Raw genomic sequence first — 22996 nt, forward strand, 5'->3', positions numbered from 1 at the left:
GGGGCGACTGTGCGCGGCACCAGGTTGAGACCAATCGTCGAGACGCGGATCACATTGTACGGCGGTGCGCGCCGCGGCCTCGGTCAGTCCGACGCTCGCCATCTGCGGATCAGTTATAGGACATTCACTGCCAGAATCTGCCGTGGTGTAATATAATGGTCTGCGGCGCCTCGGTCTCCTGACCGGCACCCAAGACTTCTACAGAGGAAGTAGGACATGACGGCCGTCAGCCCCAGACTTCCGTTCGAATACTACCTGCTGGATCGCGTCGCGTTCGACGGAGGCCTTGCCTGTAGGCTTGGAGGCAAGCTCGTGCCAAGCGGGTCAGGGATAGCGACGGGCGTTGCTATCGATTCGTGGGATTGGCGCTCCGCGACCGCACTGGCCGTCTCGATGTGAGAGTGCTCGCGCCCGGCGAGTGGCTCGTTGCGCCTGATCTTGTCTATGCGTGCGAGACACCCGGCGGCGCGGCGGATGCCTCCCGCCCACAATCGTCGGGCTGATCAAAAGCGGAACGACTCGCCGACGGTCCCGAGTGGCAGTTGAAATCCGAGCAACCGGTCGCCGCGAACTGAGCTTCCGCAATCATCTGAAACCAGCAGTCCGTTCGATATCCGCGCCAGGATCGGATGAGCGCGGCGACGTCTACCAGCGGGCAACGCGGCGGCCGCAGATCGCGCCGAGCGCCACCAGTCCGGCAATCGCGATCGAATACCAGGTTGCGACGAACAGCGGTGAATCGTCGGTGCAGTGGGCCGCGTAGAAGGTTGCGGCGATGCCGCCGGCAAGCAGGCCTGCGACGGCGCCGGCAAGGCGGGGACGCGTCGATGCGCCGTAACGGAGTGCCCCCAGAAAAACGGCCAGCGGGCCGAGACCGATCAGCGGAATGAAGATCAGGCAGACATAGACGTTGCTGCCCCACCAGACCGTAACCAGTTGATCAGAAGGCACGGCGAACAATTCGGCCACCACCGCAATGCCGAGAAGGGTCGGCATCAGAAAGAGCCAATGAGCGGCGCCTCTGACATCGGAACCGGGACGCGACAACACCCGCAGGAGCGCAAATGCGACGGCTGTGAGCGCGACTGTGACGATGAATTTGAACAGGAACCGGAGCGTGTGGGCGGCCACGGCGAAGTCGGGACGCGGACCGATCAGGACGAAGAAGACGCCCGCAGCGATGATCGTCGCAGCGGCGATCGCCACCCACCATGCATAGCCAAGCGGCATCGCCTGCTTTGCTGCATCTGCCTTCAGGGCATTGATGAGGTCGTTGGTCTGCATTTCAGCTCCGTCCAAACTTTTTTGCAATCGATCGCAAACCCCGGTGCAGGGCAACCCGCACCGCCGTCTCCGTCATGCTGAACTTCTCGGCCGTCTCGCCGATCGAGCGACCCTCGATCGAAATCGCGGCAACCACAGAACGCTGACCCGGCGCGAGCCCATCCAACACCCGACCAATCTCGCGGTCGCTCACCGTTTCGGCCTCCGGCTGGGCGACCGTTTCCTCGATGTCGCCGATCTCGATCTCGACGTGGCGGCCGCGCTTGCGAAAAGCGTCGATCAGCTTGAAGCGCGCAATCGCATAAACCCAAGGCAAGACAGGCGCGTCGCTGATCCATGTATGACGCTTCATATGAATTGCGAGAAGCGTTTCCTGCACGACGTCCTCGGGATCGACGCCGCCCTGGACAATCTTCCGGCGCGCGAAGCCGCGCACGATGGCGGCAGTGCGACCCAGAAACGCGGCATAGGCCCTTTCGTCCCCTGCGATCGCAGCGCGCAGCAGCGTGGCAAGTTCTTTTTCGGCGTCGCCGTTCAACCCTTGTCTCTCCAATACGTGCGTTGAGGCCGCTTTGTTACGCGCCGCCCGAAATAATGTCCAACGATGCGACACTGTCGATCACGAATTCGTGTTTGTTGCCATGCGTAACAGAAGGCCCTGCCGGACCGAAGGGAGGATTACGCGGCCGATGACCGGCACGCGGAACTTCCAAGAGGAGATCATCCATGAACCGTTCGACGCTCACCCTTACCCTCGCCGGCTCGCTCGCCACCGCCTTTGCATCGGTTGCCTTCGCCGCACCGTTGCCGGCTGAGAAAATGGTCGGCAACGAGAAATGCTATGGCATCGCACTCAAGGGTCAGAACGACTGCGCGGCCGGCGCCGGCACGACCTGCGCCGGTACCTCAACGATGGACTACCAGGGCAATTCGTGGAAGGCCGTGCCGGCCGGCACCTGCACCAGCATGAATGTCGACGGTCACATGGGCAAGCTGGAGCCGATCAAGGGCTGATCGCCAAGCGGGGGCCCGGCCGCCCGGGCCTCCGCCGCTGTCTGACAAATCGGGAGAACCGCGATGACCGCCTCAAAAAACCAAGATTACTCCTTGCCCGCGCGTGCTGGCCTCGGCCTCAAGCCCGAGCACTACGAGACCATTCTGGCCAATCGGCCGGATATCGGCTTCTTTGAGGTGCATGCCGAGAACTACATGGGCGCCGGTGGGCCACCGCATCGCTACCTGGAAGCCATCACGGACCTCTATCCGCTTTCGCTGCACGGCGTCGGCCTGTCGATCGGTGCGGCACACGAGCTCGACAAGGCGCATCTGAAGCGGCTGCGTGACCTGATCGATCGTTACCGGCCGCAGAGTTTCTCCGAACATCTGGCCTGGTCGACCCACGACACGGGCTTTCTCAACGACCTATTGCCGCTTCCCTATACACCGGAAACCCTGGCGCGTGTCATCGACCATGTCGACGAAACGCAGCAGGCGCTCGGGCGACCGCTGCTGCTCGAAAACCCCTCGACCTACGTGCTGTTTGCCGACAGCACGATCGATGAGGTGGATTTTCTGGCGACGATTGCGGAGCGGACTGCCTGCGGTCTGCTGCTCGACGTCAACAATGTGATGGTCTCGGCGGTGAACCACCGGCTCGATGCCGCCACGTATATCGACCGCTTCCCGGTCGAGTTGGTCGGCGAGATCCACCTTGCCGGCTACGACGAGACCGTCGACGCCGCCGGCGACCGGTTGCTGATCGACGCCCATGGTACGGCGGTGAAGAGTGATGTGGTGGCGCTCTACGAACACACACTTGCGCGCAGCGGACCGTTGCCAACGTTAATTGAATGGGACAACGACGTCCCGGATTTCGCGACGTTGCAGGCGGAGGCAGCACGCGCGGATCAGATGCTCGCCACCGAGGCGCTCCGCCACAACGGACGTCGGATCCGAGCGGCATGACGATGGACTTCGCCGCCAGCCAGACCGCCTTTGCCGACGCCTTGCTGCACGCCGACCGGCCGGTACCGGACGGTATCACCACCGCACGCGGCGAGGCCGATGCAGCGCGGTTCGCCGTCTACAGCAACAATGTCTTCGTCGGGCTGTCAAAGGCGCTGGCGCAGCACTTTCCGGTGACGGAGCGGCTCGTTGGTTCCGAATTCTTCGTGGCCATGGCGCGGGCCTATGCCCAGGATCACAAACCCGCCTCACCGCTGATTATCGAATATGGCGGCGACTTCCCAGATTTCATTGCGAGCTTCCAGCCGGCGAGCAAGCTTGCCTATCTGCCGGATGTCGCCCGGATCGAGGCGGCCTGGATGCGAGCCTATCACGCAGTGGATGCCGCGCCGCTCGACCTTGCGGTCCTCGCAGCCGTGGCGCCCGAGAGGCTTGCTGACTTGCGGCTTGTCCCGCACCCGTCAGCGGGCTTGATCCGTTCGGACTGTCCTGTGGGCTCGATCTGGAGCGCACATCAGCAGGAAACCGTTACACCGGTCGCCGACTGGCGGCCGCAGGATGTCCTGGTCGTGCGGCCGGAGATGACCGTCAATGTCCATATCCTGCCGCCACAGGACGCCGTCTTCGCGACCTGCTTGTTCAACGCCGCCACTCTTGGCGCGGCAGCAGAGGCGGCATTTGCCGCTGGCCCCGCATTCGATTTCGGAACGGCGCTGATTGGTCTTGCCAGTCTCGGTGCATTCCGCGCCCTGCAACCGGATGAAGGAACCGTCCCATGAAAACCGAAGCTACCTCCTCACACGGCTCTGGCGCTGCCCTTGCCGCCCTCATCACCCGTGCCGAAGGCCTGCTCGCCTCCGTTCCCCCATCGCTGCCGCTACTGGCACTGCGCTTCGCGCTCGCAATTCCCTTTTTTAAGTCGGGACTGACAAAATGGGACGGATTCCTGACGCTTTCGCAGGGGGCACGATATCTCTTCGAACAGGAGTTCAAACTCCATATCTTCGGTAGCGAGATTCCCTACCCGTTTCCCCTGGCGATGGCGACGGCCGCGGGGATCGGCGAACTGACCCTGCCGATTTTGTTGATCCTTGGCCTGGCGACACGCTTCGCCGCCCTCGGCTTGCTGCTGATGACGGCGATCATCCAGCTCACCGTTCCCGATGGCTGGGCGAATTTCCATCTGCCCTGGGCGGCGATGGCGCTGGCATTGGTCGTGTTTGGCGGGGGCAGGATCGCAATTGATCCGCTTATCATGCCAGGCCACAAATGACCTGAGGTTGCAACCTGTTCGCGCTGCCGTGCCGACTCTATAGGGATGGCCATAAGCCTAAGTTCACAGCACACTCATCATTTCCCCGCGGCACGTTTAATGGCTCGACTCAGTGTCTTTCTCGATTGAGCCTCATCTTGCCGTCTGTTTGCAAACAGGGCAACCCCGTCACCGCAACAGTGGCCACGGGGAGCCAGTCAACTATCGGAAATCATTCGCACCAAATGATGTAATCACCATAATGATCAGCAGCAATCCTGAATAGGTAAGATGATGAAGCATCTGATCAGCGCCATGGAGCGCCCAAAACGCGCGAGTACGTGGTGCATATGGATGATTATGCGAATACACAGCTTTCACATGATCTATCAGATAGTGAACCATAAACTCGAAAGCGGCCAACACCACCAACCTCGTGCCATCAAGACCTACAAGGTAGAAAGCCGGAAATGAACCGCAGGCATGTAAACCTGCGTGCGCGTAGCCGCCAGCTTTACGAAAATCACCCTTCCCTTCCAGGATCCAGGCAGGCTGAAGCAGGTAGTCGGCGACGAAATGCTTGAACTGCAACCAGACAAGCACGCTCACGAAAATGGTCGCCATATTCATCGCCTTCCTCCTTGCTCAAGGCGTTGGCTGGTCAATCGTGTAAACAGGAACCGGCAACGCCTTTCCGCGGATCGTTGCCGAGCCCAGGGATCGCGTCGTCAACTCTCCATTCGTCTTCTTCAGGGTCATGTCGCTGAGCACGATCTCCACGCCATTCTCCTTTGCAACGCCGACAAGCCTGCTCGCCAGATTGACCACATCCCCGATAGCGGTATAGCTCAGCCTCTCTGACGAGCCGATATTCCCAACGAGGGCCACTCCGCTGTTGACGCCAATGCGCACGCGAACGGCATCATGCCTTGGCGCAATCGGAGGTAAGGCATGCATCGCATTCCGGATCGCGGTGGCGGCACGGCAGGCCCGCAGGGCGTGGTTCGGCTCGGCATTTGGCGCGTTCCAGTAGGCCATCACGGCATCACCGATAAACTTGTCGACTGTACCACCCTCAGCGTGGATTGCGGCAATCGACAAGGTCAAGAACCGGGTCAGACTCGGCTCAACACCTGGCCCAAGCTGTTCGGTGAGCTCTGTAAATCCGGGTAGGTCGGCGAAAAGCACCGTAATCTCGACAAGTTTGCCGCCGGGCTTTGGCTCAATGTTGCCTTCGACAAGCGGGCGGACGACGTCGAGCGGCATAAACCGTGCAAATGCCGAAAGTCCTCTCGCCATCCGCTTTAAGGCAAGGGAGAAATCGTTGAGTTCCGCCAACAAAGTCGGGGTATGACGGACATTATCAAGTTCAAACCGCTCTATGAGGCTCAGCTGCTCGGCAAGCCGCGACAAGGGTCGCGCAAACAGGACCCTCGCGAACAGGATGGCTGCAATTGCGGCAAGCATCACGATTGCAGTGACAATGAACAGAACCCGCCGGGTATTGCTGTCGATATCGCCCGCAAATGTCGACCGCGGAATAGCAGTAACCAACCTCCAGTCCTCGAACGGAAGCCTGGTCGAGGATACGAACACCGGGCCGAGCGTCTCATTATCCAAAAGCGCACGAAATACACCACTGTCATTCTGCCTGCCTGCTGCGGCAACCGTTGTGGCCAGCGCGTCCGAAGCCGGAAAATCTGCCAGATGCGCGGCCATAATCTCGTCCGACGGCTCCGAGGTCGCCAAAACCATGTCGTTCTTTGCCAGAAGGAAAACCTTACTGCCCTTGGCAACGTTAAGCGCCTGAAGCGTCTTGGACAATCGCTGCAGACTGACCGCCACCATGACGACGCCTTCGAGCCGACCGAATACCTCGACCCGTTTCGACACGACAATTGCAGGTTCAAATCCGTTTGGCAGGATGTTGACCACGCTCCAGGCAGATTCGGCGCTATCCTTGCCGAGCCGATACCATGGCGACCCCTCGGCGACGTAGGCGCTCTTTGCGGTCAGCCGGTTTTCAAAGAAAATGTCGCCGGGAATAGGCCTGTACAGGTCACGCCGAAGGGGGCGAGGATCTCCTGGACGTGCTTTTCCAATCTCGACCATCTCGATACGGCTATCAGGCGTCGCGTGGGAGCCGAAAAATCGGCCATCGGGGAAGCCGAAGCCGATCCAGGCGATCGCAGGCTGTTCGCGCAGGAGCGACAAGAAGAGAAACTCACGTTTTACCTCATCGTCGGCCTTGATCGCGCCCTGAAATAGGACGGACCTGACGATTTCGGCGGTGCTCGAAACCAGCGCTAAGTTTGAGGAGAGTTCGTTGCGGACTGCACCCGCGCTCTGTGCTTCGAGGCTGGCGACCACGGTGTCGATGTTTGCCGTTGCGGTTCGGTACCAGATGAGATGGATCAGCGTGGCCGTCGATAACACAGCCAGCAAGAGCAGGCCCGTTACGGCGCGCCCCATCTTCACGCGTGGCAGGATGTCAGCGTTCATGGCGGTCAGTGATGAGGCGTGCACTGCGGTCGTAACGGATGTAGGCGAAGGCCCAATCCATGAAGACCACCGCACGGTTACGAAAGCCGACCAGGAACCAGAGATGCGCGAGATTCCACACGAGCCATGCTGAAAAGCCTGAAAGCCTGAGGCGGCCGAAATCGGCAACAGCCGCCTTACGGCCAATGGTCGCAAGATTGCCGAGGTTGCGATAACGGAAGGGGCCGGAATGCCGGTCAGCCATGCAGTTCAGGATTGCCCGCGCTGCGTATTGGCCCATCTGCTTTGCCGCCGGTGCGACGCCAGGCACCAACTTCCCGTCGGACGTTGAGACTGCTGCCGTGTCCCCGATCACAAAGATGTTGCGATGACCGGGCGGGTTGAGATTTTCGTCGACCCTCACGCGGCCGGCGTGATCCGCCGGCACGGCCAGCCACTTGGCGGCCTTCGATGCCATCACGCCGGCCGCCCAGAGAACGCAATCGGCGTCCACCTGGCGTCCATCCGCCAGACCAACACCCATCGCATCGCATCGGCTCACCGGCGTTTTCAGCAGAACCTCGACACCAAGTTTTTCAAGCTGATGCTTGGCCGTTTCAGAGAGCAGCGGCGGCATCGAAGGCAGGACCCGATCGCCCGCCTCTATCAGCACGACGCGCGCAGAGGATGGATCGATCCTTCGAAAATCCCTGGCAATTGCCTTGCGGGCGAGTTCGGCTATGGCACCGGCGAGCTCGACACCGGTCGGGCCACCACCAATGACGACAAAGGTCAGTAGTCTCTTTTGCATCATTGCATCATCGGATACTTCCGCTCTCTCGAATGCCGACAGGATACGGGCGCGCATCTCGGTCGCATCGGCAATCGTCTTGAGGCCAGGCGCTGTTTCAGCCCAATCGTCACGGCCGAAATAAGCGTGACGGGCGCCAGTGGCGATGATCAGATAATCGTAGGAAACGTCGCGGCTCAGGATCTGAACGGTCCGGGCGGCGGTGTCTATTCCTTCAACCCGTGCCATGAGGACTGTGACATTTGCCTGCTTGGACAGAATGCGACGGATCGGCATGGCGACCTGGGCTGGAGAAAGCCCTGCGGTGGCCACTTGATAGAGCAGCGGCTGAAACAGGTGGTAGTTGCGCCGGTCGATTATGGTGACCTCCACATCGGCGCGGCGGAGCGCCATTGCCGCTGCGAGGCCACCGAACCCTGCCCCGAGAATAACGACGCGCCGTCGCGTCTCACCTGCGGTGTTCGGCGCGGTCAGCGCCGCTATTTTACAGCCCAGATCCTCGCGCGTCAGGATAGCCATAGCTCAGCGCTCCCTGAGAAACCGGCGTGCGGCGAGATGGTCTATCGACACGGCGCCGGCGCCCCGCACCAGTATCAGCAGGAGCGGAGCCGCCCATGTCAGATGCTCGCTCCAATTGCCGGGGTACACGAAGATCTGGATGGTCGCGGTCACACAGAGAAGCATTAGGGAGGCGAGCCGGGAGAACAGGCCGCACGCCAGCAGGATCGAGCCGCTAACCTCCGCGGTAGTTGCAAGCACGGCAGCGACGCCAGGATCGATGACCGGCAGCCTGTACTCGAAGGTAAAGAGCTGAACCGTCACCGGCCAGGAAGCGAGCTTGGCCTGCGACGAATGCCAAAAAACCTGGGCGACCGCCAGACGTGACACGAGTTGGACGAGCGACAATGGCACGCGATCGGCCAGCCCCAGGAGGCGCCGATACACTCCGGCGCCATCAGTTCGAGATAGTGAGTGGTGTGTCATCATGGTCATGGCATCCTCCTGTTCAATCGGTTTCAGGTCTTGTGTGTCGAATGCGAATGACGAGGCCGTCAACAAACAGCGCGCCAAGGGCGCTGCCGACGTTTAATTGTGGATCGGCCACGAGAGCACGCATGACGGCGGCCTCGAGATCGCCACGCTTATTCAACGTGTAGAGGAACGCGAAGCGGGCGGCGTCGAGCAGCAGGAAGCGGGCAGCCTCCTTGTCGCGCCAGAGGACGATCCGTTCTGGCTCGCGCCCGATTGTTGCAAGGGTCGCGATATCCCCGTCGGGTTGATGGGCCGCCCAGATCCTCAGCGCCGGCCATCGGCTCAGCAGCAGACGAAGTGAGGGCTGAAGATGGAGTATCGGCAACCTGTCGTTCTCTTGAGATTGAAGCTGGGCCGGGCTGCAAGCCGGCAGCACCGGCGCGTCGAGCGCCTGGGCGATCTTCCATTCGAGGCGTGCAGTATCGGCGATGAAAGGCATCGCCCGGATATCCTCGAAGCGGGCGAGGAAATCGGCGAAGGTACTGCCATAGCGGGCAAGCCGTGCCTCCGTCGGCGGATCGGTCCTCACGAAAATACTGGCGACGTAACGGAAGTAGCTCTCCCCAAGCAGTTGAAGTGTCACCGGAAAGACAGCGACAAGAGTTGCCGTCAGCGATGCGAGCGTGTTGTTTCGATAGACATTGAAGCGCCGAAGCGGGTCATATGCCCCCTTGCGCAGGATTGGTTCGAGATCGCAGTCGTCGGGGTGAAGAACAGATTGCGCGACGATGCTCTGCAGGGCCTGGTTAGACAACACGTTTTGCCCTCCCCGTAGCTGAATTGGTGGCAAACACGGAGGGCGTGATCGTCGCCAGGGCGGCGAGCGCCGGTATTGGAATCTGCCCTTTTGCGCGAGTGCCCGTCATGGGAAGAACCATGCCCTCGAACCGGCTCTCCGGCGCTGCAGGACTGTGCGAGATCGGCCGGGATTCAAAGGTGATGGATTGGGCCATCATATCGGCCCACATCGCCTCGCCCAGCAGCGCGTTCAGGGACGGCAGATCGGCATCCCATTCGATCAGGGTCGGTCGCGGACCGATCTTGCGAAGAGCATAGGCATAGAGCGACCAGACCGCCGGAGGCACGCGTGAACCGTGATCATCGATCAGAACGGTGTCGCCATCCACCTCGTGGATGGCATGACCTGCCAGGTGGATCTCACCGATTGCCTGCGCCGGCAATTGGTCGATAAACGCCTTGGAGTCGAACCCGAGATTCGAGGCCGAAACATAGACATTGTTGACGTCGAGAAGCAGACCGCAATCGGTCAACCGAACGAGCTCAACGAGAAATTCCGCCTCGCTCATCGTCGAATTTTCAAAGGCGATGTAGGCCGACAGGTTTTCGATGAACACCCGGCGTTGCAGGGTATCCTGCAGGCGGCGAACATTTCCGGCGACAATCGTCAGCGCCTCTTCGTCGTAGCGCAGGGGCAGAAGATCGTTGAGATAGGCACCATCCGCCGCACTCCAAGCGAGATGTTCGGAAACCAGGCTCGGCTGAAAGCGCAGGCAAACCTTACGCAGGCGTTCCAAGTGATCCCTGTCGAGACCGGAAGCACTGCCGAGGGAAAGACCAACCCCATGAACGGACAAAGGATAGCTTTCCCGCAGCCTCTCAAGTGCGTCAGCTGCAACGGAATGGCCCATGTAGTTTTCCGCGTGGACTTCGAGCCATCCGGCGGACGGGCGGCGCGTCAGCATTTCAGGGATGTGTTGAGAGCGAAGACCAATGCCCGCGGCGTCAGGCACCGGATTGCTCGGAAATATCTTGGACATTGGTCGTCCTTTCAGATTGTATGAGGGGTTTGCGGCGTCATGCCTTGGGTGCGGTGCTGCTGCCTGCGATCTTGCCGCAGGTGCCGGCGGGGACGTAAATCCAGGAATCGCCCTGGTTGTCGGCCGTGGACGTGCCGGCGCAGGAATGGGTCGCAGTCTGGCAGTCGTTCAGGCCGGCCTTGACGACTCCGAAGCACTTCTCAAACGAGAAATCCGGCTTCGCAGCCGGGCCGGCAAAGGCGCCAGAGGTGGACATCGCCGCAACGGCGGCAACAGCTGAGCCAATCAGAAGGCGTGTGGCATTCATGAGAAATCTCCTGGGTTCGTTGGTCATCAAGCCGCCTATCGACTTGACTGAGCTCAGTGTCCCAGAAGCGTGTCGCTGTTTGAAATGCTGTGTGGGCATGGTTTCGATAGGCAAGCTGTATGCGTCGCGAACAAAAAAGCCCCCGTTCGATGATGAACGGGGGCTTAAGATGCGGAACGCCAAAACTAGCGAGGTGACGCATTGAGCGAAGCTTTGCGCCAGCTCAGAGGTAACGCTCCCGGATATCGACGGTGGAGCGCTTGCCAATGGCATCAAAATTGGTCCGTAACCAGTCATCGGCACATTCGCGACCACGATCCCGCAAATCGACGAGCGCGCCCCAGTCGGCGTTGAGCTTGCTCGATACGCTGAGATTCTTCATCGTGTCGTCGTCGGAAATCCCATGTACATAGATCCGCTTCAAATTCCTCGAGAGCGCCATCTCGGAGTCGATCAGTTGCGTTACGAAGGCGACGGCGCGCATTTCACGAAGCAGCGAGGAATTGAAGCTTATCTCATTGATGCGGTTGAGTATCTCGCCCGCTGTGCGCGGCAGCTCCGTGCGTTCGATCGGATTGATGTGAACGACCAGTATATCAGGCGTGTCACATCCGTAGATAAGGGGAAAGAGAGCTGGATTGCCCATGTAGCCTCCATCCCAATAAGCCTCCCCGTCGATCTCCACCGCCTGGAACAGAAATGGCAGACAGGCTGATGCCATTACCGCATCGATGGAAAGTTCATCATTTCCGAATACCTTGACCTTGCCTGTGCGCACATTGGTTGCGCAGATGCTCAGCTTGACCGGACAACGGGCCATTCGCACTGCACCCAGATCGATCGAATGTTCGAGAACCTGCCGCAAGGGATTTACGTTGAACGGATTGAACTGATAGGGCGACATCAGCCGGGTGATCATGTCGAACATGACGAAGGCTGGGGAGAACTCCAATGATTTTGAGCCTGTGAGCCTATCGAGCATGGTCGGCTGCAACGGTCCGGATGCGGCCGCATGGCTGACGCGCCGCCAGAAATTGGCTAGCGCTGCCTGAGCGCCACTTCGACCACCCTCCGCGAGCCCGTAGGCCATGACGGCCGCATTCATGGCTCCCGCACTGGTCGCGACGATGCCCTCGAATGAAAGTTTCGGCTCGTCGAGCAGGCGGTCAAGAACACCCCAGGTAAAGGCGCCGTGGGCGCCGCCTCCCTGAAGCGCCAGATTGATCATCCGCGTCACGCGCCCGGAGATCGACGACGCGCGCTGATTGCCGCTATCGGTTTTCACGTGCTTGTTCATGCTTGCCTCCAGGAGATCGTTCGGAAATTCGACAGGATCAATGCGCGGTCCAGCCGCCGTCGACCGGAATCGCTGCCCCTGTCATCGATGCGGCGAGGTCGCCACAGAGAAACACGCTGAGCGCACCCATTTCCTCGACCGTCGCAAAGCGCTTCGTAGGTTGGTTCTTTAGAAAGACATCGCGGATGACCGCGTCGCGCGCGATATTATTCGATGTCGCCTGATCATCGATCTGGTGCTCGACGAGCGGGGTCCAGACGTAACCCGGGCAGATGGCATTGGACGTCACGCCGAATTCCGCCCCCTCAAGGGCGATCGCCTTCGTGAAGCCCACCAATCCGTGCTTGGCGGCGACATAGGCCGACTTGAATGGCGATGCGATCAGGCCATGGGCAGAGGCGACATTGATGATGCGACCGTATCCCCTCGTGCACATCGCATCAAAGGTGGCCTGAACTAGGTGGAAAGCGGCGCTCAGATTGATCGCCATGATCGCATCCCATTTCTCAGCTGGGAACTTGCCAATCGGAGCAACATGCTGGATGCCGGCATTGTTGATGACGATATCCACCTGTCCGAAACGGGCTGCCGCTCGCTCAACCATCATCAGGATGGCATCGCGGCTCGACATATCGGCACTGTCATAGGCGACGTCAATGTCATTGTCATCTGCGAGACTTGAACGCAGCGTTTCAATGTCGGCCGGGTTGCCAAAGCCGTTCAACATGACTGCGGCTCCGGCTCTGGCGAGCGCCTGCGCAATACCCAGGCCGATCCCGCTGGTGGAGCCGGTGACAATCGCGCTACGCCCCTCCAGGGGCTTGCGGCCGTTCATAGGGCCTGTTTCTGAAACAAGAGCGTTCAACATTTCCATCTCCATTGCAATCGGCAACGCCCCACGGCGTTTCGAAGTCACAATGGATCGCCGTGCTTCACATTAGAAATGCCAGTGTGGTATGGAATTGATAAACCGATTGCATTGGATGGAGACGCGGGGGCCGGCGACAATTGGCGCTTTAGGACCGATCAATCCTGGGGGCAGAGATGGATATTCATCATATCCGGTACTTTCTCGCCGTATGCGAGACGCGCAATTTCACCCGCGCGGCACAAAAGTGCAATGTAACGCAGCCGGCATTGAGCCGCGCCATCCAGCAGCTCGAAGACGAGGTTGGCGGCCTTCTCTTACGACGCGAACGAAACCTCACGCACATCACTGACCTCGGCAATCTGCTCAGGCCACGATTCCAGCAGGTTCAAGACGAGTTGATGGGTGTTCGCGCCGAAGCCTCGCGGTTCTTGTGCCTGAGCGATGCGCATTTGAAGGTTGGCATCATGTGCACGATTGGACCGCGCCGCTTCACAGGCCTGCTCACCGACTTCAATATGCGCCACAAAGGCATCCAGTTGCAGCTGATCGAGGGCATTCCCTCCAGGCTTTCCGACCTGCTCGAAAACGGCGAAATCGACGTCGCGCTGATGTCGACGGCGGAATGTTTCCCAGAGCGCTTTGACGTGACCTCGCTTTTTCGAGAACGTTTCATGCTGGCCTTTCCCGCCGGTCATCGCCTGAGCAAATACGATGCCGTGCCGATCGCAGCAATCGACGGCGAGGTTTACCTTCGAAGGGTCAATTGCGAATACTGGGACTATTTGTCGGATCTCTGCGATGCGCAGGGCGTCAAGACACTCGTTTCCTATTCGAGCGAGCGCGAAGACTGGATCCAGAATATGGTGGCTGGCGGACTGGGTATCTGTTTCATCCCTGAATATAGCGCGGTCATTCCCGGCCTCCAAATTCGCCCGGTGGCCGAGCCGGAAGTCACGCGCGAAGTGTGTCTGGTTACCGTTGCCGGCCGGCGGTTTTCGCCGGCCGTTTCTACGTTTGTCGGCGCAGTGAAGTCCTATGGATGGGCCGCTTCCGCAAACCGCCTGCATTGATACAAACAGATTGTCGATACCCTCCAGACTAGCGCCCGCGCGCGCATGTCCCCGCGTCATGCCTTCCACGATAGCTTGAGGGTATGGAATTCAAAAACAGGCGGCATTTCCCTCCAATGCCCCCATCCACCATTCTCCCTGTATGCCCGGCACGAATTCTCCTGCCGGGCTCCAACAAGGAGACCCTGCAATGAACCTCAATCGGAAAACCAACAGCCTCGCGCTCACGGCCACTCTTACACTCGCTGCTACGGCCTTCGGAGCTGCCTTGTCGGGCGGCTCGGCCTTTGCCGGAAACTGCCCTGCCAATCAGGTCGCCGAGGATGCGATGACGCCCGGCCCGATGATGCCCAAGGCGGTCACGGATGAGGTCATTTCGGCCATCGATCTCTCGCCAAAGGGCGAGGCCTGGAAGACCAGCACGCTTCGTATGCGCAAGCTCGTTGTCCAGCCGGGCGGCATCGTTCCGTGGCACTCGCACGAGACGCGGCCGGCTAATATCCTCGTCGCTTCTGGCTCGATCACAGAATACCGCAGTACGTGCAAGGTTCCGATCCTCCACAAGAAGGGTGACGTTACCGCCGAATTCGGCCATCTCGCTCACTGGTGGAAGAACAACGGCAAGGTCCCGGCGATCCTCTACTCCGCCGACATCCTGACATCCGAGACGCAAAAGGACGAGTCGATGTGATCATTTGCCCGATAGTCGGAGCAAACGATCGAGCTACCCGTGGCGTTTCCGGCATAACGGCTGGAAACGCCGACTTCCCGAAGGCGATGACGATGACAGATATCGAACATTCACTGCGCGCACATGAACCGTCCCTCCCCGCGGCCAGGACAGATAGCTGGCGCTTCGGTCTGGTCGCGCTGATCGCATTCCTGACGCTCGTCGACCTGTTTGCCGCCCAGGCCGTACTGCCGTCGTTGGTCGACAGGTTCCGGGTCAGTCGCGCCACGATGGGATTTGCGGTCAACGCCAGCACATTCGGCATGGCAATTGCTGGCCTCGCCGTGGCGCTATTTGGAAGAAACATCGATCGCCGCAAAGGCATTTGGATCAGCCTTGCGGTGCTTTCCGTACCCACCGCAATGCTTGCCTTCACGGACAATATCATCGTCTTTGCTTTGTTGCGCGTCCTGCAGGGACTTTGCATGTCAACCGCATTCACGCTGACCATCGCCTACCTTTCGGAGCATTTCTCCACCAGCAAGACAGCGGGTGCGCTCGCTGCCTATGTCACGGGCAATGTCGCAAGCAATCTCTTTGGCCGGATTCTTTCCGCGGCAGTTGCAGGCGTTGGCGGGTTATCGGTGAATTTCATGATGTTTGCGGCGCTCAATCTGATCGGTGCCGTCCTGGTCTGGTTCACGCTCACGAGCGCCGCACGAACGATGCGGACAAACAACGAGGCAACGCCGGTCGGGCAAGCGTGGATAAGGCACATTGCGGACGGCGACTTGAGGCGCGTCTTTGCAATCGGTTTCCTGATCCTGTTCGTCTTCATCGGCACCTACACCTACATCAATTTCCAGCTCATCGAGCTTGGCGTCGCGCCCATGGCACTGGGGCTCGTGTACCTGGTATTCGTCCCTTCGATCCTGACGACACCTTTTGCAGGCAGGATGTCGCGCCGTCTCGGGTCGACGCACGGGATCGTGCTGACGCTCGGGCTGGCGATCGTGGGTCTTGTTGCCCTATTCAGTACCAGCCTTCCGATCATCCTGACCGGATTGGCGCTGGTCGCGATCGGAACCTTTTTGGCGCAGGCAATGGCGACAGGCGTTGTGGGACAAAGGGCGATCATCGATAAGGCCGGCGCAAGCGGAATTTATCTTGCGTCGTACTACACCGGCGGCCTGACAGGCAGTGTCGTGCTCGGCCAGATCTATGACAACCTCGGTTGGGACGGATGTGTTGTGGCGCTCGCTGCGGCCTTGCTCCTCGCGACACTGTTTGCACGCTCGCTAACGGCGCCCGCTTGACCCGCCGGGGTCATAATTCCTGCTCATCAAAACCGTCACTCAACGGCATTACCAATCGCGTTCGATTGCCGTCATTGTCTCGGATGCACAGTCACCAACATGGAAAAGAGGAGACTTTCCAATGTTAAGATCAAGCAGCATGATTTTCATCGCCATGGCAATGACCCTGGTCGCCATCGGTGTACTACCGGACAACATGGCGCTGGCTGGAACGCGCGATGGCATCACTTCGCTCACGAGCCGATATTCGGTCGATGAGACCGTCGCCAAGATCAAGACAAGTGTTGCCCAAAAGGGAATTACGCTTTTCGATGACATCGATCAGGCAGGGCTCGGCAATGCCGCAGGAAATACCGTCAGGCCGTCCCGCCTGATCGTGTTCGGAAATCCTGCTCTCGGGACGACATTCATAACCGCCAATCCGCTTTCGGGTCTCGACTGGCCGGTCCGTGTTTTGGTCTATCAGGCGAAAGACGGTTCCGTTCATGTCGCTTATACGAATTTTGACTGGATCGCTGAGCGCCATGGCATCCACAACCGCAAGAAGGAATTCAATATGGCGACGGAAGTCATCAAATCCGTCACAGCATCGGTTCAAAAATAACAGTTAGGCCTGGATCAGATAGCGCTTGTCCAGGCCGATCCCAGAGCAGAAATAGCCGAGGATGGCGGTGAACCGCCGGCTCGATGCCACCACACGTATATCGACCGTTTCCCGGTTGAGTTGGTCGGCAAGATCCACCTTGCCGGCTGCGACGAGACCGTCGACGCCGCCGGCGATCGGTTGCTGATCGACGCCCAGATGGCTGGGCGAATTTCCATCTGCCCTGGGCGGCGATGGTGCTGGCATTGGTCGTGTTCGGCGGGGGCAGGATCGCAATTGATCCGCTGGTCATGCGCCGCCTCAGATGACCTGAGGTTGCAACCTGTTCGCGCTGTTTGGAGATGACGATCGATGCGAATGAGGTGTTGCTGACGACGGACCGCTTGCCGAACATCGAAGGTCTCGATCTCTCCGAATACCGCCTATTCGGTCACGCCTTCCTTTTCTATCGCCCTTCGAGCGCGGATGGTCGCGGCGATGAACACGCGCGAAAGGCCATGATAAAGGGGCTCGCGTGACAGAAGGCGCGACGTCACATAGCCGATCATCGAGACGGCCATGATCGGAATGGCGGCCTCATGGTCTCCTGTCATCTCGAGAATGATGACGAAGGCTGTCATCGGCGCCTGTACGACGCCGGCGAAGTAACCGGCCATCCCGAGGATCGCCGCGAGTGCTACGCTGCTGCCAAGCAGCGATCCTATCGTGCTGCCGAAGCCGGCGCCGACGGCGAGCGATGGCGCAAATATGCCACCGGGAATGCCGGAAATCATTGACAGGAAACTGGCGAGCAGCTTTTCAGCGAAAAACAGCAGTGGAAGCGCCCGCCCCTCGACGGCGCCCCTTGCCTGATCGTAACCGGTCCCGAAGGTCGTGCCACCCGAAACGATGCCGACGACCGCGACCGCGACGCCACAGGCGCCCGCCAGCAATAGCATGCGCTTCAAAGGCTGCGGTTGCGCCCAGCGCCGAACGCGCTGGCCGAAATGCAGGGCACAACCGCTGAAGGCTGCGCCAAGCGCGCCGCCCCCAACGCCGCATACGAGGACAAGACCCCAATCGGCAAGCTGCACCGGCGCTGCCGAGGCCGAACCGAAGTAATTGTAGCTGCCGGACAGGCCCAGGGCAGCGAGACCCGATAGGATGACCGCCGTCAGCACCAACCCGTTCGCCCGCGACTCGTAGGTCCGGCTCATCTCCTCGATTGCAAAGACGATACCGGCAAGCGGCGTGTTGAACGCGGCGGCGATCCCGGCAGCGGAACCCGCCAGGATCAGCCCGCGTGCTTGCGCCATACCGCCGAAACGTGCGACGGCGAGCATGATCGACGCGCCGACCTGAACCGTCGGCCCCTCGCGTCCGATCGAAGCCCCGGAAAAAAGTCCGAGCGCCGTCAGCACGATTTTGCCGAACGCGATCCGCAGCGACAGCAGCCGCGAACGGTCCGGCTCGTCATGGAGGTGCCGCGCGGCAATGGCCTGCGGAATGCCGCTTCCTTGCGAGTTGGGGAATAGCGTCGCCGCGAGATAGGTAGAAAGAACAAAGCCGATCGGTGTGATAAGGAGTGGTAGAAAAAACGCCCATTCACCGGAGCTCGTGACCGTCATCAACGCTTTCTGCGCCAGATCCGCCAGCTCTGCAAATCCCACGCTGATAACGCCGATCGCCAAGGCCCCACACCAGAATACCAGCCGCGGCCGCCAGAGCGCAAACGACCCCCAGAAAACGCGGGAACGGCGGAGCAGTTTGGATTTCCGATAACTGGGAGGCATGGATAATTCCGGCAGTCGATGACACCAACCCAATTTGATTGGCAGGCGCAAGGTGAAGTCCGAGATGGATTTAGCGGTCAGCCTCGCTGAAAGGAGCAACGAGGGCTAGTGCTTTCCTATCGGCTGGAAAGAATAGTTTCAATGCGAACCGATGCACTCAGCCCCCCGTAGAGGAACAACCCGCATTGGATGCGCGACCATCAATGGGACATGATCAGAACCAGCCGAGCCAGCCGGCCAAGCCAACCCCAAACCGAGTGGCAGCCACCAATACCAGAAATGCAATTGCCAATCGGTCGAGGGTGGATCTGACGCGGCTTTTCAAGTCTACGCATGCCCGGCGCAAAGGCGTTTGACAAAGTCTGTAAATGGGCATGAAGTCATTGTCCGAGACGGGGCGAAATAGGCAGCTTTGTCTATCGCCCCCTACCGGACGATGAGACGATGGACGCCGTGTGGCACAGCGAGCCCGACGAGTCACACTCCGCCCCCAATATTGGAGGGCGCCGGTGGCCGCAGTTCGCCATTCACCGTCCACTTTTGCATGCACCGGACAAAGACTTCCCGTTCGGCCGCCTCGCCGATTGCTCGCCCGCAAGTGGCGGCCTCGATTGCAGCACTGTGCTCTCCGACGCTCCCGCTCCACGAGCCAATGGCGGCAATCCAGACTTGAGCGTCGTGCGCGAGCGGCTTTGGCCGGACGATGGCCGAATGCCGCGGGAGATCGGATCGGGAGGCAACAGCGATGGCCAATGATAGCAAGCATGAAGGCGGAGTGATCTACCACATACCCGGTCAGGAGTATTTCGACGCCCGCGGATTGAGGCGTCACGCTGGTGTCTTCTCGCTTTGGGCTTTGGGCGTCGGCGCCGTTATCTCCGGTGACTTTTCCGGCTGGAATCTCGGCTTTGCCGTCGGCGGTTGGGGTGGCATGTTCATCGGCACGGTTCTGATCACCATCATGTATCTTGGCCTCACCTACTCGATCGCCGAAATGAGCCCGGCACTGCCGCACACCGGTGGCGCCTATTCCTTCGCGCGGACGGCCTTCGGGCCGTGGGGGGCTTCATCACCGGTGTTGCGGAAAACATTGAATATGTGCTGACGCCTGCGGTTGTGGTGTTCTTCATCGGTTCCTATTTGACTGGAATTTTCGAAACCCCTCAAAGCTTCCAACCTATCTGGTGGCTTATCGGCTACATCGTTTTCGTGGGCCTGAACGTACGCGGGGTGGAGCTCTCATTTAACGTGACGGTGATCGTCACGCTGATCGCCCTTGCCATCCTCGCCTTCTTCTTCGTAAGTGCTATTCCGTTCATCGACTTCGGCAGATATGCAATGAACATCGGCGCCGATCCGGCGACCGATACAGCCGTCGAGCTTCCGGACGGAGGCGGACCGTTCCTGCCATTTGGCGTCTATGGCGTTCTGGCCTCGATGCCCTTCGCCGTCTGGCTGTTCCTGGCCATCGAGCAACTGCCGCTCGCGGCCGAAGAATCGGTGGACCCGAGGCGCGACATGCCTCGGGGCATCATGCTCGGCATGTTCACGCTGATTGCAACCGGATTCCTGGTGCTAATCATCAATCCGGCCATTCCGAACGGCGCGTTCAAGCTCGGTTCTTCGGGCGAACCAATCCTCGACGGCTTCCGTGCCATCTATGGAACGGGTTGGGCAAAGATTCTCGCGCTGTTTGCCGTCGCCGGACTGGTCGCCAGCCTCCATGCCATCATCTTCGCCTTCGGCCGGCAGATCTATTCGCTGTCGCGCGCCGGCTACTTCCCGCATTTCCTGTCAGTGACCCATGGCGAGTACAAGACTCCGAACACGGCATTGATTGCCGGTTCACTCGTCGGCTTCCTCGTGATGCTGGCTGTGTGGTTCACTCAGGGCGGCGAGCAGGCGGGCTCCTTCATCGGCGGTGTACTCTTGAACATGGCCGTGTTCGGGGCGATGTTCTCCTACCTGTTGCAGGGGCTGACGTTCATCCAGCTCCGACGTGCCTTTCCGAACATTGATCGGCCGTACCGAAGCCCGTTCGGCGTGCCAGGTGCGGTGCTCACTGTCGTGATTGCTTTGGTGACGATTTTCTTCCAGCTCACCGATCCGCTCTATCAGCGAGGCATCATCGGTGTGGCAATCTGGTATGCGCTCGCGATCCTGTACTTCGCCGCTTATGGCCGCAAGACGCTGGTCTATTCGCCGGAGGAGGAGTTTGCGGTCAAGCAGCGTGAAGGTGCGGCATCGATGGATCGCAACCGCTAACCCTGTGGCCGCGACCAGCGCTTCGAAAGCATCGCGGCGGCTATGAAGCGCTGCGACTTCCCGGTCAGATCGGCGGGTGCACCACAGTATGCCCGATCACGACAACGCCTGCCAACATCAGGCATATGGCGGCGATCGCGCAGATCGCGAGAACAGTTGGGAGATACCGGTTCATGCCGTCGAAACTCCAAGGTCGAGTTCGTCCCTTCTCATATGGGTATGCCTGTTCGGCGCGACGAGAACCGAAGCATAAGATAACCTGCAACGCCGGAAACGGACGAGCCGATCAGGATGCCAAGCTTGGCCCGATCCTGTATCGCCGGGTCTTCGAAGGCGAGTTGCCCGACGAAAAGGCTCATGGTGAAACCGATGCCGCACAAAAGCGCGATGCCCAGCATTTGCGGCCAGCTCGCGGCGCCGGGCAACTTTGCGTATCCGGCACGTACCATCAACACGACAGCGCCGAGGACACCGATAAGCTTCCCGGCTGCCAATCCGAATCCGACACCGAGCGTGACGGGCTCTGACAGCGAGGCGAGCGTGACCTCGGCCAAGGAAACCCCGGCGTTGGCAAAGCCAAACAGAGGCACGATCAGGAAGGCAACCGGAACCTGAAGGCTATGTTCCAGCCGATGTAGGGGTGACTCTGCGTGTGGCGCCTCGGGCGTTCCGCGCGTCAGTTTCAGGGGGATGGTCAGCGCCAGAAGAACGCCTGCGATCGTCGCATGGATGCCCGACAGGAAAACCAGGTTCCAAAGGGCAGCACCCAGGACCAGATAGGGAGCGAGGCGACTGACCCCGGCTCGATTCATTGCAATTAAGGTAAAGAATACGGCCGCCGCGCCACCAAGTGCCCAATAGTTCATGTCGCTGGCGTAAAACAGCGCAATGATCACGACCGCCCCGAGGTCGTCGATGATGGCAAGGGCTGCGAGAAAAACCTTGAGGGTCACCGGAACACGCGGTCCAGCCAAAGAAAGGACGCCAAGCGCAAAGGCGATGTCGGTCGCTGTCGGGATCGCCCAACCATGGGCTGCGGTGAAATCGCCCTGATTGAAAGCGCCGTAGATCAAGGCGGGAACGACCATGCCGCCGACGGCCGCGGCACCCGGCAGGATGCGGCGCGACCAGCTTGAAAGCTGGCCATCCAACACCTCACGCTTGATTTCCAGACCAACGAGCAGGAAGAAAAGCGCCATTAGCGCATCGTTGATCCAGTGCTGCAGGCTCATTGGTCCAATGGAAAGGTGCAGCGTCGCGAAATATACGGATGCCAGCGGCGAATTGGCGGTCACGATGGCCAGCAAAGCGACGATCATGAGCAGCATGCCTGCAGACGTCTCGCTGTCGAGAAACCGTCGGAAGGTGGAATGAATGAGGCCCTGGCCGATCGGGCGGTGCGACAAAGACATAGGGTCACGCTCCTTGTGAGAGTTGATCGAAGTCTCCGTCAATTTCGGGAATCCCGCGGCGCACGCAGCACACGCCATCCCGCGCAAGGTAGTTCATCGACCGCAAGCGTGCCACTGAAATCGACGTGATCAGGCCAAGTTGCAGCCGATCGCCAATGGGGTTTCTCCTATTGCGGGGCGGCGATTTCTCCAAGCTGCGGTTGATTGTGACAATTCGATTTAGGAAGGTCGCCCGATCAAAATGGAGAGAGATTGGCACGGTGAGAAACGCGAGCACGTCTATCGCAGCCTCGTTGACGGTGCAAACGGCAGCGTGGCTGACAAAAAGCTCTACGAATACGTCCTCAAGACGTGCTCAAAGACCTCGGGCACGCGCTTCTCTCTCAGCGCCCGGCGCTTCCGGCCTTCACGATGGACATAGTCTTGATGGCATCCACAGCATGACCATCAAACGCCTCCTCGACGACGGCGTCATCGCGGACGATCACGTCGAAGGCGACGACATGGCAAAACCAGAGCACTTAATCGGGCCAGTTGCACCGCCCGCGACAAGCGTCCTCGCCGCGGCCCAGCAAGCGCACGGCGGCCGCGGCGCATGTCAGCGCCTGACGCGCGCGCCAGCAGCCGGCCCAGACGGGGTCGCTGCCCACCAGATCGTCGAGTGATTTCAAGGCAATGCCGGCAGCAAAAGCAGCGTCCGCCTCACTGGGGCTCCTGCCGCGCGGCAGTGCCCAGCCGGGCAGATGCGCCGGCGCACTTGCCAAGCCACTATCGTTTTCCATAAAATTTCGAGGAGGTTAGCTTAACTT

Annotated in this window: 25 protein-coding genes and 2 pseudogenes; 11 read left to right on the forward strand and 16 right to left on the reverse strand. The window is 60.0% G+C overall.

Translation table 11 applies throughout. The annotated features are described in order from the left end of the window. Positions 1 to 216 precede the first annotated feature (216 nt). A complete protein-coding gene (locus K9B32_RS08895) occupies positions 217 to 399 on the forward strand; it encodes a hypothetical protein (RefSeq protein WP_224561576.1) in 183 nt (60 codons plus the stop codon). A 246-nt stretch (positions 400 to 645) separates the two neighbouring features. On the opposite strand, the gene K9B32_RS08900 is transcribed toward K9B32_RS08895, so the two are convergent. Both K9B32_RS08900 and K9B32_RS08905 read right to left on the reverse strand, forming a co-directional pair. Further along, complete coding sequence (locus K9B32_RS08900) at positions 646 to 1284, reverse strand: NrsF family protein (RefSeq protein WP_224561577.1); 639 nt, start codon at positions 1282 to 1284, stop codon at positions 646 to 648. 1 nt (position 1285) lies between these two features. After that, on the reverse strand, positions 1286 to 1822 hold the full coding sequence (locus K9B32_RS08905) for a sigma-70 family RNA polymerase sigma factor (RefSeq protein WP_224561578.1): 537 nt from the start codon (positions 1820 to 1822) through the stop codon (positions 1286 to 1288). Positions 1823 to 2010: 188 nt separating this feature from the next. Here K9B32_RS08905 and K9B32_RS08910 point away from each other — a divergent pair, with 188 nt between their 5' ends. From K9B32_RS08910 to K9B32_RS08925, 4 genes are all read left to right on the forward strand, one after another. Continuing rightward, entirely contained in the window at positions 2011 to 2298 is a 288-nt protein-coding gene (locus K9B32_RS08910) for a DUF2282 domain-containing protein (RefSeq protein ID WP_224561579.1), read from the forward strand. Between the two features lie 63 nt (positions 2299 to 2361). Continuing rightward, on the forward strand, positions 2362 to 3249 hold the full coding sequence (locus K9B32_RS08915) for a DUF692 domain-containing protein (protein ID WP_224561580.1): 888 nt from the start codon (positions 2362 to 2364) through the stop codon (positions 3247 to 3249). Further along, positions 3246 to 4028: a DUF2063 domain-containing protein gene (locus K9B32_RS08920; protein ID WP_224561581.1), complete on the forward strand. Its 783-nt coding sequence runs from the start codon at positions 3246 to 3248 to the stop codon at positions 4026 to 4028. Before K9B32_RS08915 ends, K9B32_RS08920 begins: the two co-directional genes overlap by 4 nt. Beyond that, positions 4025 to 4522 carry a DoxX family protein gene (locus K9B32_RS08925; RefSeq protein WP_224561582.1) on the forward strand — a complete coding sequence of 166 codons (498 nt, stop codon included), beginning with the start codon at positions 4025 to 4027 and terminating at the stop codon, positions 4520 to 4522. The genes K9B32_RS08920 and K9B32_RS08925 overlap by 4 nt, the downstream gene beginning before the upstream one ends. Positions 4523 to 4723: 201 nt before the next feature. On the opposite strand, the gene K9B32_RS08930 is transcribed toward K9B32_RS08925, so the two are convergent. The 9 genes from K9B32_RS08930 to K9B32_RS08970 all read right to left on the reverse strand — a co-directional run bounded on the left by K9B32_RS08930 (position 4724) and on the right by K9B32_RS08970 (position 13075). Continuing rightward, a complete protein-coding gene (locus tag K9B32_RS08930; RefSeq protein ID WP_224561583.1) occupies positions 4724 to 5131 on the reverse strand; it encodes a DUF3307 domain-containing protein in 408 nt (135 codons plus the stop codon). Positions 5132 to 5146: 15 nt separating this feature from the next. Beyond that, on the reverse strand, positions 5147 to 7003 hold the full coding sequence (locus K9B32_RS08935) for an adenylate/guanylate cyclase domain-containing protein (RefSeq protein ID WP_224561584.1): 1857 nt from the start codon (positions 7001 to 7003) through the stop codon (positions 5147 to 5149). Further along, positions 6993 to 8303, reverse strand: coding sequence for an NAD(P)/FAD-dependent oxidoreductase (locus K9B32_RS08940; RefSeq protein WP_411969695.1), 1311 nt, complete (start codon positions 8301 to 8303; stop codon positions 6993 to 6995). The genes K9B32_RS08935 and K9B32_RS08940 overlap by 11 nt, the downstream gene beginning before the upstream one ends. A gap of 12 nt (positions 8304 to 8315) precedes the next feature. Then, positions 8316 to 8786: a DoxX family protein gene (locus K9B32_RS08945; RefSeq protein ID WP_224561586.1), complete on the reverse strand. Its 471-nt coding sequence runs from the start codon at positions 8784 to 8786 to the stop codon at positions 8316 to 8318. 13 nt (positions 8787 to 8799) lie between these two features. After that, the gene (locus K9B32_RS08950) at positions 8800 to 9582 is read right to left on the reverse strand and encodes a putative DNA-binding domain-containing protein (RefSeq protein WP_224561587.1); all 783 of its coding nucleotides are present in this window, start codon (positions 9580 to 9582) and stop codon (positions 8800 to 8802) included. Beyond that, entirely contained in the window at positions 9572 to 10603 is a 1032-nt protein-coding gene (locus K9B32_RS08955; RefSeq protein WP_224561588.1) for a DUF692 domain-containing protein, read from the reverse strand. The genes K9B32_RS08950 and K9B32_RS08955 overlap by 11 nt, the downstream gene beginning before the upstream one ends. A gap of 37 nt (positions 10604 to 10640) precedes the next feature. After that, complete coding sequence (locus K9B32_RS08960; protein WP_224561589.1) at positions 10641 to 10910, reverse strand: DUF2282 domain-containing protein; 270 nt, start codon at positions 10908 to 10910, stop codon at positions 10641 to 10643. A gap of 223 nt (positions 10911 to 11133) precedes the next feature. Then, the gene (locus tag K9B32_RS08965) at positions 11134 to 12207 is read right to left on the reverse strand and encodes a patatin-like phospholipase family protein (protein ID WP_411969688.1); all 1074 of its coding nucleotides are present in this window, start codon (positions 12205 to 12207) and stop codon (positions 11134 to 11136) included. A gap of 37 nt (positions 12208 to 12244) precedes the next feature. After that, a complete protein-coding gene (locus tag K9B32_RS08970; protein WP_224561590.1) occupies positions 12245 to 13075 on the reverse strand; it encodes a 3-hydroxybutyrate dehydrogenase in 831 nt (276 codons plus the stop codon). 176 nt (positions 13076 to 13251) lie between these two features. On the opposite strand from K9B32_RS08970, the gene K9B32_RS08975 reads away from it, so the two are divergent. From K9B32_RS08975 to K9B32_RS08990, 4 genes are all read left to right on the forward strand, one after another. Continuing rightward, the gene (locus tag K9B32_RS08975; RefSeq protein WP_224561591.1) at positions 13252 to 14148 is read left to right on the forward strand and encodes a LysR family transcriptional regulator; all 897 of its coding nucleotides are present in this window, start codon (positions 13252 to 13254) and stop codon (positions 14146 to 14148) included. Between the two features lie 190 nt (positions 14149 to 14338). Continuing rightward, positions 14339 to 14839 carry a cupin domain-containing protein gene (locus tag K9B32_RS08980; protein WP_224561592.1) on the forward strand — a complete coding sequence of 167 codons (501 nt, stop codon included), beginning with the start codon at positions 14339 to 14341 and terminating at the stop codon, positions 14837 to 14839. Between the two features lie 92 nt (positions 14840 to 14931). Then, a complete protein-coding gene (locus K9B32_RS08985; RefSeq protein ID WP_224561593.1) occupies positions 14932 to 16134 on the forward strand; it encodes an MFS transporter in 1203 nt (400 codons plus the stop codon). A 121-nt stretch (positions 16135 to 16255) separates the two neighbouring features. Then, positions 16256 to 16738 (forward strand): DUF302 domain-containing protein, encoded by a 483-nt coding sequence (locus tag K9B32_RS08990; protein WP_224561594.1) that lies wholly within the window; start codon positions 16256 to 16258, stop codon positions 16736 to 16738. Between the two features lie 3 nt (positions 16739 to 16741). Here K9B32_RS08990 and K9B32_RS08995 read toward each other — a convergent pair whose 3' ends face one another. After that, complete coding sequence (locus K9B32_RS08995) at positions 16742 to 16984, reverse strand: hypothetical protein (RefSeq protein WP_224561595.1); 243 nt, start codon at positions 16982 to 16984, stop codon at positions 16742 to 16744. Here K9B32_RS08995 and K9B32_RS09000 point away from each other — a divergent pair. Then, positions 16933 to 17046 (forward strand): annotated as a pseudogene (locus K9B32_RS09000) (DoxX family protein); the annotation flags it as partial. The gene K9B32_RS08995 and the pseudogene K9B32_RS09000 overlap by 52 nt on opposite strands. A 114-nt stretch (positions 17047 to 17160) precedes the next feature. Here K9B32_RS09000 and K9B32_RS09005 read toward each other — a convergent pair. Then, a complete protein-coding gene (locus K9B32_RS09005) occupies positions 17161 to 18510 on the reverse strand; it encodes a chloride channel protein (RefSeq protein ID WP_224561596.1) in 1350 nt (449 codons plus the stop codon). 745 nt (positions 18511 to 19255) lie between these two features. On the opposite strand from K9B32_RS09005, the pseudogene K9B32_RS09010 reads away from it, so the two are divergent. Beyond that, positions 19256 to 20775 (forward strand): annotated as a pseudogene (locus K9B32_RS09010) (amino acid permease). Positions 20776 to 20984: 209 nt separating this feature from the next. Here K9B32_RS09010 and nhaA read toward each other — a convergent pair. The 3 genes from nhaA to K9B32_RS09025 all read right to left on the reverse strand — a co-directional run bounded on the left by nhaA (position 20985) and on the right by K9B32_RS09025 (position 22969). After that, positions 20985 to 22187, reverse strand: coding sequence for a Na+/H+ antiporter NhaA (gene nhaA, locus K9B32_RS09015; RefSeq protein ID WP_224561597.1), 1203 nt, complete (start codon positions 22185 to 22187; stop codon positions 20985 to 20987). A gap of 383 nt (positions 22188 to 22570) precedes the next feature. Next, complete coding sequence (locus K9B32_RS29090; protein WP_411969689.1) at positions 22571 to 22708, reverse strand: hypothetical protein; 138 nt, start codon at positions 22706 to 22708, stop codon at positions 22571 to 22573. Beyond that, the gene (locus K9B32_RS09025; protein WP_411969690.1) at positions 22709 to 22969 is read right to left on the reverse strand and encodes a DUF1403 family protein; all 261 of its coding nucleotides are present in this window, start codon (positions 22967 to 22969) and stop codon (positions 22709 to 22711) included. Between the last annotated feature and the right edge of the window lie 27 nt (positions 22970 to 22996).

It is taken from the genome of Rhizobium sp. 3T7, assembly GCF_020166565.1.
In the GTDB taxonomy this organism is placed as follows: Bacteria; Pseudomonadota; Alphaproteobacteria; order Rhizobiales; family Rhizobiaceae; genus Rhizobium.

Bases quoted from the DNA above. Each gene is read 5' to 3' on its own strand.
- nhaA (WP_224561597.1), bottom strand. From the start codon at position 22,187: ATGTCTTTGTCGCACCGCCCGATCGGCCAGGGCCTCATTCATTCCACC.
- K9B32_RS08930 (WP_224561583.1), bottom strand. From the start codon at position 5,131: ATGAATATGGCGACCATTTTCGTGAGCGTGCTTGTCTGGTTGCAGTTC.
- K9B32_RS08895 (WP_224561576.1), top strand. From the start codon at position 217: ATGACGGCCGTCAGCCCCAGACTTCCGTTCGAATACTACCTGCTGGAT.
- K9B32_RS09005 (WP_224561596.1), bottom strand. From the start codon at position 18,510: ATGCCTCCCAGTTATCGGAAATCCAAACTGCTCCGCCGTTCCCGCGTT.
- K9B32_RS08945 (WP_224561586.1), bottom strand. From the start codon at position 8,786: ATGACCATGATGACACACCACTCACTATCTCGAACTGATGGCGCCGGA.
- K9B32_RS08900 (WP_224561577.1), bottom strand. From the start codon at position 1,284: ATGCAGACCAACGACCTCATCAATGCCCTGAAGGCAGATGCAGCAAAG.
- K9B32_RS08975 (WP_224561591.1), top strand. From the start codon at position 13,252: ATGGATATTCATCATATCCGGTACTTTCTCGCCGTATGCGAGACGCGC.
- K9B32_RS08955 (WP_224561588.1), bottom strand. From the start codon at position 10,603: ATGTCCAAGATATTTCCGAGCAATCCGGTGCCTGACGCCGCGGGCATT.
- K9B32_RS08960 (WP_224561589.1), bottom strand. From the start codon at position 10,910: ATGAATGCCACACGCCTTCTGATTGGCTCAGCTGTTGCCGCCGTTGCG.
- K9B32_RS08980 (WP_224561592.1), top strand. From the start codon at position 14,339: ATGAACCTCAATCGGAAAACCAACAGCCTCGCGCTCACGGCCACTCTT.
- K9B32_RS08970 (WP_224561590.1), bottom strand. From the start codon at position 13,075: ATGTTGAACGCTCTTGTTTCAGAAACAGGCCCTATGAACGGCCGCAAG.
- K9B32_RS09025 (WP_411969690.1), bottom strand. From the start codon at position 22,969: ATGGAAAACGATAGTGGCTTGGCAAGTGCGCCGGCGCATCTGCCCGGC.
- K9B32_RS08990 (WP_224561594.1), top strand. From the start codon at position 16,256: ATGTTAAGATCAAGCAGCATGATTTTCATCGCCATGGCAATGACCCTG.
- K9B32_RS08965 (WP_411969688.1), bottom strand. From the start codon at position 12,207: ATGAACAAGCACGTGAAAACCGATAGCGGCAATCAGCGCGCGTCGTCG.
- K9B32_RS08920 (WP_224561581.1), top strand. From the start codon at position 3,246: ATGACGATGGACTTCGCCGCCAGCCAGACCGCCTTTGCCGACGCCTTG.
- K9B32_RS08915 (WP_224561580.1), top strand. From the start codon at position 2,362: ATGACCGCCTCAAAAAACCAAGATTACTCCTTGCCCGCGCGTGCTGGC.
- K9B32_RS08935 (WP_224561584.1), bottom strand. From the start codon at position 7,003: ATGAACGCTGACATCCTGCCACGCGTGAAGATGGGGCGCGCCGTAACG.
- K9B32_RS08995 (WP_224561595.1), bottom strand. From the start codon at position 16,984: ATGCCAGCACCATCGCCGCCCAGGGCAGATGGAAATTCGCCCAGCCAT.
- K9B32_RS08985 (WP_224561593.1), top strand. From the start codon at position 14,932: ATGACAGATATCGAACATTCACTGCGCGCACATGAACCGTCCCTCCCC.
- K9B32_RS08910 (WP_224561579.1), top strand. From the start codon at position 2,011: ATGAACCGTTCGACGCTCACCCTTACCCTCGCCGGCTCGCTCGCCACC.
- K9B32_RS08925 (WP_224561582.1), top strand. From the start codon at position 4,025: ATGAAAACCGAAGCTACCTCCTCACACGGCTCTGGCGCTGCCCTTGCC.